9 protein-coding genes are annotated in these 14,769 nt (G+C 56.2%); 4 read left to right on the top strand and 5 right to left on the bottom strand.

Annotated features, from left to right (window positions below):
• Positions 1-7: 7 nt before the first annotated feature.
• The 3 genes from zwf (at position 8) to A3OW_RS0114775 (ending at position 3,210) form a co-directional block, all read left to right on the top strand.
• Positions 8-1,492 (top strand): glucose-6-phosphate dehydrogenase, encoded by a 1,485-nt coding sequence (gene zwf, locus A3OW_RS0114790; protein ID WP_020564225.1) that lies wholly within the window; start codon positions 8-10, stop codon positions 1,490-1,492.
• Positions 1,493-2,176, top strand: coding sequence for a 6-phosphogluconolactonase (gene pgl, locus A3OW_RS0114785; RefSeq protein ID WP_020564224.1), 684 nt, complete (start codon positions 1,493-1,495; stop codon positions 2,174-2,176).
• 263 nt (positions 2,177-2,439) lie between these two features.
• A complete protein-coding gene (locus A3OW_RS0114775; protein ID WP_020564223.1) occupies positions 2,440-3,210 on the top strand; it encodes a DUF5765 domain-containing protein in 771 nt (256 codons plus the stop codon).
• Between the two features lie 198 nt (positions 3,211-3,408).
• On the opposite strand, the gene A3OW_RS0114770 is transcribed toward A3OW_RS0114775, so the two are convergent.
• The 5 genes from A3OW_RS0114770 to A3OW_RS0114750 all read right to left on the bottom strand — a co-directional run bounded on the left by A3OW_RS0114770 (position 3,409) and on the right by A3OW_RS0114750 (position 13,805).
• On the bottom strand, positions 3,409-8,433 hold the full coding sequence (locus A3OW_RS0114770; RefSeq protein ID WP_020564222.1) for a response regulator: 5,025 nt from the start codon (positions 8,431-8,433) through the stop codon (positions 3,409-3,411).
• A gap of 22 nt (positions 8,434-8,455) precedes the next feature.
• Positions 8,456-8,977: a YfiR family protein gene (locus A3OW_RS0114765; protein WP_157385909.1), complete on the bottom strand. Its 522-nt coding sequence runs from the start codon at positions 8,975-8,977 to the stop codon at positions 8,456-8,458.
• 130 nt (positions 8,978-9,107) lie between these two features.
• Positions 9,108-11,111 (bottom strand): TonB-dependent receptor plug domain-containing protein, encoded by a 2,004-nt coding sequence (locus tag A3OW_RS0114760; RefSeq protein ID WP_020564220.1) that lies wholly within the window; start codon positions 11,109-11,111, stop codon positions 9,108-9,110.
• Positions 11,112-11,341: 230 nt separating this feature from the next.
• On the bottom strand, positions 11,342-12,148 hold the full coding sequence (locus A3OW_RS0114755; protein WP_020564219.1) for a general secretion pathway protein GspB: 807 nt from the start codon (positions 12,146-12,148) through the stop codon (positions 11,342-11,344).
• A 4-nt stretch (positions 12,149-12,152) separates the two neighbouring features.
• On the bottom strand, positions 12,153-13,805 hold the full coding sequence (locus tag A3OW_RS0114750; protein WP_020564218.1) for an ExeA family protein: 1,653 nt from the start codon (positions 13,803-13,805) through the stop codon (positions 12,153-12,155).
• A gap of 70 nt (positions 13,806-13,875) precedes the next feature.
• Between A3OW_RS0114750 and A3OW_RS0114745 the strand changes: the two genes are divergently transcribed.
• Positions 13,876-14,754: a DUF3014 domain-containing protein gene (locus A3OW_RS0114745; protein ID WP_020564217.1), complete on the top strand. Its 879-nt coding sequence runs from the start codon at positions 13,876-13,878 to the stop codon at positions 14,752-14,754.
• Positions 14,755-14,769: the final 15 nt, after the last annotated feature.

The following is a 14,769-nucleotide window of genomic DNA, read 5'->3' as shown; positions in this document are numbered from 1 at the left end:
CCCGGATATGAAAGCAGAACCTTGTGCCTATGTGATCTTTGGCGCCACCGGGAATCTTTCCCGGACCAAACTGATGCCGGCGCTGTACCATCTCGATGCCGCCCGGCATCTTCCCGACGGCACCCGCATCATAGCCATCGGCCGCCGTCCCTGGGATCAGGCGACCTGGCTGGCCCAGGTCAAGGAAATGATCCAGGCGAAAACTCGGGAAGCCGTCGACGAAACCGTTTTTCAGCGTTTTTGCGAACGCATGTATTATCACCGGGGCGATCTGGAACAGGAGGAATGCTACCGGGAACTGGCCGACGTCCTGACCGGACAAAACCATTTTTCGAAGAATATCGCTTTTTATCTTTCGATCAGCCCGTCCGATTTCGGTACGGTCATGGAATCGCTCAGCAAGCACGACCTGTTCGACGAAGAATACGGCTGGCGCCGAGTGATCATCGAAAAGCCGTTCGGCTACGATCTCGACAGCGCTCAGGCGCTGCAAAAACGCATCAGCCATTATCTGAACGAGGAACAGATCTACCGCATCGACCATTATCTGGGCAAAGGCATGGTGCAGAACGTGCTGGTGTTCCGCTTCGCCAACGTGATGCTGGAACCGCTCTGGAACCGCAATTACATCGACCATATCCAGATTACCCATTCCGAGGACATCGGTATCGACAGCCGCGGCGAATACTACAACAGCGCCGGCGCCCTGAGAGACATGCTGCAAAGCCATCTGCTGCAATTGTTGACTCTGGTCGCGATGGAGCCGCCGGTTTCGATGGGCGCCGAAGCCTTGCGCGACGAGAAAGTGAAGGTTTTGAAATCGATCCGGCCGATTCCCAAAGAAGCGGTGCATGCGCATGCCTTCCGTGGCCAATACGCCAGAGGAACGATCAAGGGCGAAAAAGTCGACGGCTACCTCCAGGAAGAGCACATTCCGCCGGACAGCGTCACCGAAACCTATGCCTCAATGAAATTGTACATCGACAACTGGCGCTGGCGCGGCGTGCCGTTTTATTTGCGTACCGGCAAACGGCTGGCCAAAGCGCAGTCGAGCATTTCCATCTGTTTCCGGCATCCGCCGCTGCAATTTTTCCGGGACACCAATGTCCAGTGCATGAACCCCAACTGGGTGCTCTTGGGCATTCAGCCGCAGGAATGCATCCGCGTCGAAATGACGGTAAAAGAGCCCGGACTGGAGATGAGCACGCGTACCACCAGCCTGGATGCCAGTTTCCGGAATAGCGACGAAAAAGCGATCGACGCCTATGAAGATTTATTGCTGGAAGTACTCAAAGGCGACCGGTCCTTGTTCCTCCGCTTTGACGAAGTGGAATACGCCTGGCGCATCGTCGATCCCATTTTGCAGACCTGGGCCATCGAACGCGATTACATCGCCACCTATTCCGCCGGCTCCTGGGGGCCGGAAGACAGCCGTTTATTCGATAAAGAAAGCCAATCCTGGCGCAGCACCCTGACTCCGGAGTGTCAATAGATGCAACCCAACAGCCGCTGGCATTTAATGGAAACCGCCGACCAGGTGGCCGAAGCCGCCTGTCGCCAGATACTGGCCGCCGCCGCACGGGCCCTGGCCGAGCGAGGGCGGTTCAAGCTGGTATTGGCCGGCGGCAGCACGCCGGAAAAAGTCTACCGCTTGCTGGCGAAGGCCGAGACGGACTGGTCGAAATGGCATATTTATTACGGCGACGAACGCTGTCTGCCGGAGGGTCACGCCGACAGAAACAGCGTCATGGCGACGCAGGCTTTTCTGGCCGAGGTCGCCATACCCGCTGCGCAAATTTTTACCATTTCTGCCGAGCTGGGTCCCGAAACGGCGGCCGAACGCTATCGGCAAACCGTTGCCGAAGCGCTGCCGTTTGACATGGTTCTGCTCGGCATGGGCGAAGACGGCCATACCGCCAGTTTATTTCCGGGGCATGTCCATCCCCGGAACGAACTCGCGCACGCCGTATACAACTCGCCGAAACCGCCGCCGGAAAGAGTTTCGATCAGCGCCGGAGCCTTGAGTGATACCCATGAATTAATCTTTCTGATTACCGGCAAAAGCAAACAGGATGCGGTAAGGCAGTGGCGGCAGGGTCTGGAGTTGCCGGTGGCTTCGATTGCGCCGAACAATCCGGCTGATGTTTACATCGACCGAGACGCATGGCCCGCCTGAATCGCTTCTCTTTTCCCACGCGGCAAGAACCTCTGGCTGTTGCCGCATCACCGCTTTTTCTACTTCATTCTCTGTAATAAAATAACTCCCTCGTTGACCGCGCTGATTTTTTGCAAAAATTCTCCGGAATTTCCGGATTCCTGCATTTCTTAACGTGTTTGCGAGCATGAAATTGCAGGATTTTTACCACATCGGCGCGTCAGCGAATTGAGGAGGCTATACAGCTTATTTAATAACTATTATAAAAAGTAAGGTTCAGTATTATGTGTTGGAGTGGAGAAGCGTCCGGCGTTCTAGCTGCTGCCGGGCTCAGCACCGCGGCTTACGTCGCGGCCAAGGGGGAATCCAGAGAACTGTGGATTCCGTTGACTTATTTCGCGCTGATGGAATTATTGCAGGCTGCGACCTATGTCTACATCGATTTGTGCGGTAATCCGAAAAATCAGATTCTGACCTTATTCGGTTATCTGCACGTTGCGTTTCAGCCGTTTTTCGTCAATATGGTCGCCATGTACTTTATTCCGGAAGGCGTCAAACTCAAAATCCGCACGACCGTTTACGCCATCTGCGCGATCGGCTCGATTACCATGCTGGTCAAGATGTACCCTTTCGCTTGGGCCGGCTCCTGCATCGTCGGCGTCGAAGGCTTCTGCGGCCCGACCGTTTGCTCGGTTTCGGGCGACTGGCACATCGCCTGGCAGATGCCGCTGAACGGCCTGATGTCCGGCCCCCAGAGCTGGCTGTTCGGCTTCGATTGGGGACTTCATGCGTTCACCTATATCCTGGTATCCTTTTACCTGCCGGCGATATACGGCTCCTGGCGTTTTGTCGGCTTTCACTACCTGATCGGACCGTGGATTTCCGACATCACCACCTCGGACCCCAACGAATACGCGGCGGTCTGGTGCCTGTTTTCGATCGCGCTCTGCGTGTCGGTCATCAAAACACCGATCCGAAAACATCTGCACGTCAAAAACTGGTTTTTTTACAAGAAGATCGGCGTTCGCGAGCTGGAGCCTCTGGAGCAGACATAACCAACTGACGGCCCGCCCGTTATCGATGGCTGAAAGTCATCGATAACGGGCGTAAGAAAGACTGCACAGGATCGGTGCAGACGCAGCATGGCCGTTTGTGCTGTTTTGAAGGGCGCATGGCAGGAAATGCTTTACGGTACGACAGGTTACGGTGCCACCGGACTCCGGCCTCTTCCGGAACGGAAAAACCGGATTTTTTCAAATCCTGAATTCGACGTGCGCCAAGCCCGGAACATCGTTTGCCGGTACCGGTCGACTGAAGAAGTGGCCCTGAAAGAGGCGAAAACCCAAGCCATGCAAAGCCGATGCCTGCTCCCGGGTTGCCACGCCGCCCGCGGTCAGTTGGTAGCCCAGAGCATTGGCCAGGTCGACGACGGTGCCGAGCAATAACGAAGTTTGCCGGTCATGCACCAGCTCGTCGACAAAGGCTTTATCGATTTTCAAGCCATCCAGGGGCAGATGTTTCAATGAAGACAACTGTGAATAACCGGTGCCGAAATCGTCGATGGTTATTTTCACGCCGAGCGATCGAAGCGCTTTGAAGTTTTCGATGTTGGCCGGGCTGAGCATGGTGTTTTCGGCCACTTCAAGCTCCAGACAGCCGGGCGGCATGCCGGTTTGTTGCAGAATTTCCCGAACCTGATCCGGCAGCGCGGCATTCAGGCAATGATAAGGCGAAATATTCACCGCCATCTTGACCGGGGGCAGGCCGGCTTGGCGCCATTGCAGCCATTGCCGGCAGGCGGTTTCCAGTACCCAGTGGCCCAAATCGACCGTCAGTCCCATTTGTTCGGCGAGAGCGATAAAATCGGCCGGATACACGAGACCCGCTTCCGGATGATGCCAGCGGATCAACGCCTCTACCCCGATCATTCGATGGAGTTCAAGTTCTATTTGCGGCTGATAGCAAAGGCTGAACTGGCCTTTTTCGAGCGCTTCGCGGAGCAGGCGCTCCTTTTCCAGACGCTGATTGACGTGCCGGGCCATGTCCGCGTCGTAAAAGCAATAGCGTTGCTTGCCGGCTTGTTTGGCCGTATACATTGCGGCATCGGCGGCTTTCATCAGATCGGCTTCATTATTGCCGTCTTTCGGATAAATCGCGATCCCGATGCTGACTTTCGGACTCAACGGATGGCCGTCGACCATCAGCGGCTGATTGACTTTCGATAAACAGCGTTCCGCGACTTCGGAAACCGAATCCTGGTCCAGAATATTGTCCATGATGATGCAGAATTCGTCTCCGCCCAGTCTGGCGATGAAGTCGATGTCGCGCACCACGGCTTTCAGGCGCTGGGCGGCGGCTTCCAGAAAATGATCGCCGGTACGATGGCCGAAGCGGTCGTTGACGGTCTTGAAGTCGTCGAGATCCAGAAACATGAAGGCGAACTGTTCCTGCCTCCGGGCAGCGGCTTTGATGAAGCCGTCGATGCGTTCTTCGTAATAGGCCCGGCTGGCGAGGCCGGTCAGCGTGTCGTAGTAGGCCAGGCGATGAACCTGTTTCTCGATCGTGGCTTTATGGGTGATATCCTGAACCGTGCCGGTAATGATGGCGGCCTGATCGTCTTCGGGCACCTCGATTTCCTGATGAACAAGCAGTCCTTCGGGTTGCGCCAGGCGAAATTCGGCGTGCTGTACGGTCTTGCTGTGGCCGGCGGCATTGATGACGTTTTTGACCAGATACCGGTCATCCGGATGAATCAACTTCATGAAACCGTCGAGGGTTCCGTCGAAATCTTCGGGCGTGATGCCGCACAACTCGGCCAGATGCTCCGAGATTTGAAAGCGCTGGAGCTTTTTATCCCATACCCAATAGCCGAGCCGGGCGATCCGTTGCGCTTCCGCCAGTTTGAGCTTGCTTTTTCTTAACTCGGCGGTGTTTTGCCCGGCCCTCAGGATAAACGAGAGGCGGCGGATCAGAATGCGGTAGTTGAGCGGCTTGACGATAAAATCGGTGGCGCCGACTTCGAACGCTTTGTTGATCGAATCGACGTCGCTGAGTCCGGTGATCATGATGACGGGCACGTCGGCCATCGCCGGATTGCGCCTTAATAACAGGCAGGTTTCGAAGCCGTCCGGAGCGGGCATCACGGCGTCCAGGAGTACCAGATCGGGGCTGTGCTCCCGGATTTTTTCCAGAGCTTCGCGGCAGTTGCCGGCTTCATCGACAATAAAGCCGGCGGAGCGAATCACGTCCGCGGAGATATAACGAAAGTCGGCGTCGTCATCGACCAGCAGGATGCGGCTTTTGAGTAGACCCGCGCCGGCAAGTTCGTTGAACGTCACGGTATCGGATTGGACCATTCTTGATTCCAGTGCCGCCAGGCATCCGGGCAAGACCGATTCCATGGCCGTGATGAAGGCGTCGGCGCCGTCCGTCCGGCCTTGTTTGCCGAGAAGTTCGAGGGCATGGGCATGAGCGGCCAAAGATTGCGCGCCGAGATTGGCGCAGGAAGACTTGAAATGATGAGCCAGCGCGGCCAGCGCGGCGGAGTCTCCGGTGGCGACGGCATGTCGCAGGCGGGCGAGTTCATCGGGGGCCGATTGCTTGAACAAAGCGATCGTTTTGCTCAGCAGGTTTTCGCCGGTGGCGCTGGTTAATGAATGCAACTGGTCGAGAGCGGCCTGGTTTAACAGGGGCGTGTCCATGCCGTCGGACGGTTCGGCCGGCGGAGGTGCTTTGCCGGGCTGAGCCGAGAGCTGAGGACGCGACTTCGACAGCCATTTGGTCACCATGTCATGGAGTTGGTGTTTGTTGAACGGTTTGCTGAGATAGTCGTCCATGCCGGCGGCGAGGCATTGTTCGGCGATGCCTTTCTGGACGTCGGCGGTCAAGGCGATGATCGGTATCCGGGATTTTCCGGCAACGGCCTGTTCCGTCTGACGGATCCGGAGGGCCGCTTCCATGCCGTCCATGCCCGGCATGTGGCAATCCATCAAGATCAGATCGTACTGCTTCGACGAGCAGGCAGCGATGGCTTCCTGGCCGTTGTTGACCACGTCGGCCCGGTAGCCCAGTGCGTTGAGAATGCCGGCGCCGACTTCCTGGTTAATGAGATTGTCTTCCGCTAGTAAAATGGTGCCGGTCAGTCCTTTGGCGGACGGCGCCGGTAACGTTTTTTCCCGGGATTCGGGTTCGACGGCGGAACCGCCGGTCAGTTCGGACAAACAGTGCCACAGCTTGTTTTGGCAGACCGGTTTGCTCAGGAAATAATCGATGCAGTGAAAATGCGCCTGATATTCCCTGGCTTCCATCAGGATATTGTCCGGGCTCAACAGAACGGTGGACAACGGCGGTATCCTGGGATCGTCGGCAATCGCACGGGCCAGATCGACTCCACTCATTCCGGGCATTTGCCAGTCGGCCAGCACGAGATCGAAAGGCTGTTGCTTACGGGCGGCCTGGATCAGGCTTTCCAACGCCTTTTCTCCGTTTTCGGCGGCGCGGCAAGTCAATCCCCAATGAGTCAGCAGCTTGTGCAAAACCGCCCGGCTGCCGGCGCTATCGTCTACGATCAGTGCCGACAAATGTTTCATGCCGGTCAGCTCGGCCGGGGCAAGGGAAGCTTGTGCATTCTGCTCCGGGCACAAGGTAAAATGAAAGCAACAGCCCTGACCGAGCCTGCTTTTCAATTCCAGCGTGCCGCCCATGAGCTCGACCAGTTGCCGGGAAATGGTCAGGCCCAGGCCGGTGCCTCCGTAGTGACGAGTGATCGAGCCGTCGGCCTGGGTAAAACTTTCAAAAATACGATGTTGCAGAGCGGGCGCGATGCCGGGGCCGGTATCGACGACTTCGAAAAGAAGAGGCACGGAGGCGTCCGGGGCGGGTGGAGCAAGCCGGGTGACTTTGAGCTTGATTTCCCCCTGCTCGGTAAATTTAACGGCATTGTCCAGCAAATTGACCAGGACTTGACGCAGCCGTTCGCCGTCGGTTTTGACCGGATGAAGTTCATAGGGTAGATCCAGGATTAATTCCAGTCCCTTGTGATGGGCTCTGAGGGAGAACATTTCGACCGTTTCCTCGAGCAATTGGCGCAAATCGAAGCTGTAGTCGGTCAATTCGAGCTTGCCCGCCTCGATCTTGGAAAAATCCAGAATATTGTTGATGATCCCGAGCAACGACTCGGCGGACCGAAAGGCCGTGGCCGCCAGCTTTTGCTGGCGCGAGTCGAGGCGAGTGTCCAGCAACAGTTCCATCATGCCCAGCACTCCGTTCATCGGCGTGCGAATTTCATGGCTCATCGTAGCAAGAAATTCACTCTTGGCTTTATTGGCCGCTTCCGCGCCTTCTTTTGCGATCAAGGCTTCGGCCGTGGTTTTTTCGAGCTGGCGATTTTTATCCCGCAGTTCGGCGGTCCGCTCCATCACCTGTTTTTCCAGTTGGAGCCTGTGTTCGGCCAGTTGATTGTCGCGCCGGTCGATTTCGGAAATCATGCTGTTGAAGACTTGGGCCAGTTGTCCGAACTCGTCTTTTCCGGAATCCTGTACCCGGCTGGCGTAGTCTTTTTTGACGGTGACCTCGTTCATCACCTGCATCAACTTCAGCAAGGGCGAAGAGAATATTTTCTGAAGCTTCGTCGAAAGCAGCAGAATCACCGAAAGAGTGGCGCCGAGGATGAAAGCGACGATGAGGTAATAACTGTTCAAGTTTTCCCTCAGCTTCGAAAGGTTGTTGATCAGGTGCAACGTGCCCAGATTCTGGTTGTTCAACGTGACCGGATAGCTAAGATGCAGCAAGCCTTTCTCGTCGTATCGAAAAAAGCCGCCGGACTGGTCGGCTTCCCGAGGCTCTTTCGAAAACAGGTCGGTTAACCGGCCGGTCCGTAAAAATTTCGAAAAGCCGGGTTTTGCCGGTAATACGCCGGTATTTCCGGGAAAGCCCTGGAGGCTTTGTTCATTACGGACGTCGCGTGCCGAAGCGGATACGAATTCGGCAAACACCCTGGCGTCTTTCGTATAAATATGAGCGGCTACGATGTCGGATCGGGAACCCAATACGGCCAGGGATTCGTCGGCCGTCTTGCGGTCGTTGAAGGCCAGAGCCACGGCGGCATCCCTGGCCAGCACGCTGGCCAGGGTAGACATTTCTTCTTCGACGGCGTGCCGGCTGCTGTAGTATTGAAAGCCGACCATTGCGGCGGTGATCAGAAACATCGCCAGGATGGCCGTTATCGACAGGATCAGGCCAAGCTTGGTGCGGATCGAGATATTGCGGAGATTGAACATAAATATCTATCCGTTTGGGCGTCTATGGAACGATATGGGCCAACTTTAAAACGCGCGAGCTGATTTTTAATCCGGCCCGTTCGGCCAGGTTCAGGTTGATGTACAGTTCCATCTTGTCGTCGCCTTTTTGCAGATTGACGATGCTTTTGAAGGTCGACAGATGCTCGACGTCGTCGATCGTCAAAATAGGCTTTCCCACCGTGGCGTCATAGACCTGAGATAACCGGATTCTATCCTGAGTGCCATGGAACAGGATATGGCACTGATCAAAATTTCTGGAGCGGGTCACGTCCGAAACGATAAGCCCCCGGCTTCCCACCTTTTTGTCGGAAATTCGACTAAAGGCTTCCTGGACGATCGTATTGCCGATAACGCAGAGGTTGACGGGTGAGTCGGACCTGGCAAAAGTTCCCTCCGGCCATTCGGTCAAAACGGCGAGATTTAAAGTCAGAGCCGTCTTGACGTCGTATTCTTCCATGATTTCCACGGATTCGGAAGCAGCGGAAATCATCAGAATAAAGACAAGAAACAGCAGAAAATGCAATGGGCCGAGGAAATGCCTTTTTCCGCCCGATGGAGCGCGGTCTTTGCCTGACCTTGGAGTCCATAGCATGGCGGCCGTCATTCCATACGGCAGGATGGCATGGAGCCGGAACCGCCGGGCCGGCATGACGTTAGAATTTCCATTCGATTTTTCCGTAGACTCCGCGCGGCACTTCCGTAGCGCCGACGAACGTTTCGCCGACCGACTCCAGATGACTGCGCTCCAGGAGATTCTGTCCGGTGACCGAAAACTCTATGTTTTTGACGGGAGTCCAGCCGAGCCTAAGGTCGAGCGTTACATAGCTGTCGATATTGACCGGGCCTCGAATGGTGAACGCCGTGCTGCTGTCGCAATAGCGCAGCCACAAATCCAAGTTGACCGTTTGCCACGGCGTAAGAGAGCTGCGGAGCGAAACCTTTTGCTGGGGAGCAACGGCTTCCGTGAACAAATCATTGGTTTTCAGATGGGTTTTAATGAAGCTGTAGCTCAAATCCCAACGCCACCAATCGGTCATGGTCCAGGAGACCGAGGTTTCAAAGCCGTAGGTCTGGCCCTTGCTTTTATTATTGGCCAGGATCGGCTGTTCCAGCACGGAGCCGTTCAGTACCGGCATGCCCGCTTCGAACGACCGAAGCCGCTCGTAGTCGTTATAGAAGAGCGCTGCGTCCATCGAAAAAAGATTCGAAAAGGTGAATCGATAGCCCATCTCGTATGCCAGCAGAACTTCGGCTTTGCCTTTTTTGTTGCCGTAAACGGTGACCGCAACGGGCAACGGCGTAGGATTGCCGGCCGAAGCCGGCGGCAGAATCTCGGCAAAAAGCTGCAAGTCGCTGTCGATCGCGGAAGGCGTTCTGACGGCTCTGGAGACGGCCGCCCAGAGGCGGTGTTGGCGATGAGGCGCCCACAATAGTCGGGCGGTGGGTTGAATTTCAAAGCCCGTGTAATTATTGAATTCGAATTTGGAGCCGGCATTGAACCGCACCGAATCCTTGAACAACGGTATTTCGTCTTGTAGAAAGGCGCTGTAAAGAGGATCGCCTCGACTGACCGGATCGACGTAGAAAATATCGGAACGGATCAAGTTATTCTGCGAACGGGTGTAACGGTAACCCAGCCCCCAAGTGATCTCGTGCCGGTCGTTCAGGTAAAAGTGATGCAAAAAATCGAAATCGATCGTGTAGCGCGTTTCCTTGTCGAATCCTTCGGTCCGATGATAAACGTCGTAGTAGAGTTGTACCGTGGCGTCGGAGCCGCCGGCAAAGGCATGATGAACGCGGCCTAAAACATTGCCGCCGTAAGTTTCGCTGGTGTCGTCGAAGCGTTCGATAAAATCGGGGCTTTGCAGGGAGGCCAGCTCCAGTTCCTGATTGATGTTTCCCTGGTAGAGATCGCCTTGAAAAGTGGCCTCGTCCCGGTCCGTCCACAGCGAGTCGACCCGGAACCCTCCCTGTACCTTGTCCCAGCCGTCGCCGGCGTCGGTGCCGGACGGACGATGGAATTCGTTCCGTTTAAAACCTTTCACGTAAGCCCTGCCGGTCGTGTCGTCGCCGAGCCGGGCGCCGTAGCGGAAGGAGCCGAAGCCTAACTCCTGGGTACCGCCGCCGGCCGTCGCCAACCGGCCCTGGGTGTCGGCGGAATGTTTGGTGATGATGTTGATGACGCCGTTGACCGCATTGGCGCCCCAGAGGGCGGCGCCGGGACCTCGGATGACTTCGATGCGGTCGACGTCCTCCATCAGGACGTCCTGGTTTTCCCAGTACACGCCGGAAAACGATTGGGTATAAATGCTGCGTCCGTCGATCAGCACCAATAATTTATTGGCGAAGCGTCCGTTGAACCCCCGAGAGCTGACCGCCCATTTATTGGAATCGATGCGCGCCACGTCGATGCCGGGCGCCATGCGCAAGGCGTCGGGCAGATTGGTGGCGCCCGAGCGCTTGATGTCTTCGTTGCTGATGACGAAAATGGCGGCGCTGACGTCGGACAACGGCTGAGCTTTTTTAGCGGCCGAAGTGACGGTGACGTTCATCAAGTCCTCTATTTCCATGTCGTACACGGTCTTCTCTTCGGCAGCCAGAATGGCGGGCATCAGCGAGCCCGCCAGGAAAAAGCATAGAAGAGGTTTGAGAGTCATTACCGCATTGCCGGAAGTAGCCGCTTATGATGGGTGTAGTGTAAATAATTTTGGGTTAAATGGATACAAAGAGTGAGGATATTGTCGTTTCGGTCAAACTTAGGGCCTGAGGCCGAGTTTGCGATGGCTCGGAGGCGGGCAAGAAACGGCAATCATGGGGAAGGCGGCACCGGACCGGTTGCCGGACGAGTCCGTACCGATTCGGTTTCGGTTTTTTCCTTATCCGTCAATCACTCGCTTCGCTGCGGTCCGGGGCGTCCGAGCCGGAAAATTTGGTCATGGTAACGGGCGATCAGGCTGTCGGCCCGGATTTCCTTGAGTTCCACCGAATCTCTGGTGAACTGGCCGGTTTTATATTTCTCCATGTTGATGACGACAAAGCTTTCGGTAACGTTTGGAGAATAGACGAAAACGTTCACCGTCATTTTCGGAATCGACTGGCGGACGTCGTACGGCAGCTCCTCCAGGAACGGAATTCGTTGAGGTTCGGCCGGTGCCGCTGCGGTTGCTTCGTTCGCGCCGGGATTCGCTGGAGGAGGGGTTTGTTTTGCCGCCGGCTTGATCGGGTCCGGCCGGGTCATGAAGCCGTTATTTCCGGCTTTAGCCGCTTCCGGCGAGCGGGCGGCAATGGTTTTTCTGGCATTGCCCGCTTTCGAAGGCAACGGATTCTTCGGCGGCAGATTGACCGCCGCCTGTTCCGCGATGGAAGCCGAGGCCGGCTCTTTCGCCGGGGCCGGCGGCGCGGAAGGTTTGCCCGGATGAGCTGCCGAAGGCTGAGGCGGCGTGCGGGCGGTCGTTTCCTCTCGAGCGGTGGCCGGTGCCTTGGGAGCGGCCGGCGTGGACGCGGTTTTGCGGGAGCTAAGCCAGACAAAACCGCTGATTATCAGCAAATTACTTAACAGAATGGCGGCAATCCAGAGCGCGGTTTTGCGCTTTGGCTTGCGCTGCGGCAGAAGGATCCGTTCGGTAGCCGTTTCAGGCTGCCTGGCCTGGCGTTCCTGCTCCGATTTGCGTAAGGCGTTAAGAATATAGGACATGGCGTTAATGGCTGGTAATTAAACGGGGTATGGATTTGGAGTCCGATTGGTTATCCAGATAGAAGATGGTTTGCAGTCCCACTTTGCCATCTTCGTACAAATGATGGGCGCGCTGAAAGTTTCTTATCCGGCTGATCAACCCCCTGTCGAAAAAGCGGGGTTGTTTGACCGGCGGGTTGAGACCGTCGAAAGCGGCCAGTTGCTGGCGAAGCCAGAGCACGTTGTCGGAGGTTTGTCCCAGATAGATCATCTTCATGTCCGGAATCGGCGACTGCCAGAGGATCAGATAATAACCGTTCCAGTAGCTGAGCAGATCCGCCAGCGGAAAATTCAGATCCTTGTCGTGATGGATGACCGGTTGGCCGTCGCGAATGCCGGCGAGCAAGGCGTGGCGCTTCGTCTCGGCATCGATGGGAAACTCCAGAATGACGGGACGGTTGATCGTCAGCAAGTCCTTCCAGTTGGCTCGGCCGATCAGGCAGTTGAAACCGATGGCCGCGAGCGATTCGCAATCGAGCGGAACCGGCGCCGGAGACGTCTGCCCCAGCAGTTTAAGCGCGTTTTTCATGGCCGCATTCAGCGTCAGTTCCGGGTTGGTCAGCCAGGCGTCGAATTTGACCGGAGGCGGCGCAGGTTTGGGAACTACGGGAACCGCCTTGACGGCCGCTTTCACAGGCACGGCCGGAGACGATGGCATCGCTTTTTGCGGCGATTTTGCGATGGCGACGAGGCTCGATTTCGACGTCGCCAGATGCTTCAGGGCGTCTTTGTAGTGGTAGACTCCGAAGACCAGTCCGCCCAGCAATAACGATGCGAGCAATGCAACCGTCCGTGTTCTGGTACGGTTGTCCTGCGGCAGGGTTTCGCGAGCGGCCACTTCCACGATGCCGGGGGTAATGACCGGGGTATCGTTGGCGTAAGCGCCGAGCAAGGCGCGATCGCACAGAATGTTGATGATTCTGGGAATGCCCGAAGACAACCGATAGATTTTGCGGATGGCGCTGTCCTTGAAGAGATCGGGGCTGCCGTTGCAAACCTGAAGCCGATGGCGAATGTAGGCCCGGGTTTCCGTCAGGGTGAGCGGCAGCAAATGATAGCGGGCCGTAATTCTCTGGTTCAACTGGCGCAATTCCTTGCGTTTCAGCAGCGTTTTCAGTTCGGGCTGGCCCACCAGGATGATTTGCAGCAATTTGGCTTTCGTGGTTTCGAGGTTGGTCAGCAAGCGAATCTGTTCCAATACTTCCATGCTCAAATTCTGCGCTTCGTCGATCAGCAAAACGGTGCGTCTGCCGCCGGCGTGCGCGGCCAGAAGATGCTGGTTCAGAGCGTCGACCAGCGTTTTTAGCGAGGTCCGGCTTTGGTCGTAAGCGATGGCCAGTTCGTCGCAAATGGTCGCCAGCAATTCGATGGCGTTCATCTTGGGATTCAATATCAAGGCGATATCGATATTTTGAGGCAACTCCTGCAACAAACAGTGGCACAGGGTGGTCTTACCGGTACCGACTTCGCCCGTTAACGCGACAAAGCCGCCGCCGACCGTGATCCCGTAGAGCAGGTGCGCCAGTCCTTCCTGATGGCGGGCGCTCATGTACATGAAGTGCGGATCGGGCGCTATGGAAAACGGCAGTTCTGTAAAATGGAAATATTGATTGTACAAGGCTAAAAATCAGGTGGCTCGAAAACAATTTCGGTTATTGTAACCCAACCTCCGGAGAAGGTCTTTAAACATGAGGCGTTATCGTCAGACTCAATTCAATTCCGGCCGCTATCATCCGGTTGGAAAAAAGAAGTCGCGCGGACTGCCGGCGCTCATGATCATCGTATTCTTGATCCTGCTGGTCGCCGGATGGATTTATTTTAGTCTGAATTTTAATGGAAAGCAGACCGTTCGTCCGATGGAACATGAAACCCAAAGCCTGCCGCTGCCGCCTGAGTCCGATGTTCCGGACATGGCCGAAGGAGGGCCGGAACCCGTTCCCGAAAACGTTCCGGCCGATTCGGAACAGGAAGAAGCCGCCCTGCCGGCGCTCGACGACAGCGACGGCTTCGTTCGCGAGGAACTGCTCAAATTGTCCCCCTCGCTGCTTCCCTGGTTTGATACTCCGCAGATGCTGAGAAAATTCCTGCGGATTGTCAACGATTTTTCTCAGGGATCCCGGCTGGAAAAACACATGCGCTTTCTCAAACCGGCCCAGCCGTTCGCCGTTGCCCAGGATGCGGACGGCCTGTTTATCGCGCCGGCCGGCTATCATCGCTACGATGCGCTGGCGGCGGCGATCGCGGCCGTGGACGAGCAGGCCGCCCTGGCGCTTTACAAAAAGGTCCGGCCGCTGTTGCTGGAGATTTATGCCGAATTCGGCTATCCCGAAGGTTACCAGTTGGAGGATCTTTTCAGAAAAGCGGCAGCGGAGATGATCTCGGCACCGATCATTACCGAACGCATCGCCGTGGTCCGGCCGTCGGTACTGTATAAATTTGCCGATCCAGCCCTCGAAGCCCTGAATCCGGTGCATAAACAGATGCTGCGTCTGGGGCCGGAGAATACCCGTATCATCCAAAACAAGGTGCGGAGGCTGGCGGAAGCGATGGGCGGACAGGGCGATTAAATACGCAAAACTCTG

This window comes from Methylosarcina fibrata AML-C10, from assembly GCF_000372865.1.
GTDB classification, from domain to species: Bacteria; Pseudomonadota; Gammaproteobacteria; order Methylococcales; family Methylomonadaceae; genus Methylosarcina; species Methylosarcina fibrata.
This window is presented reverse-complemented; position numbering and strand designations above follow the sequence as displayed.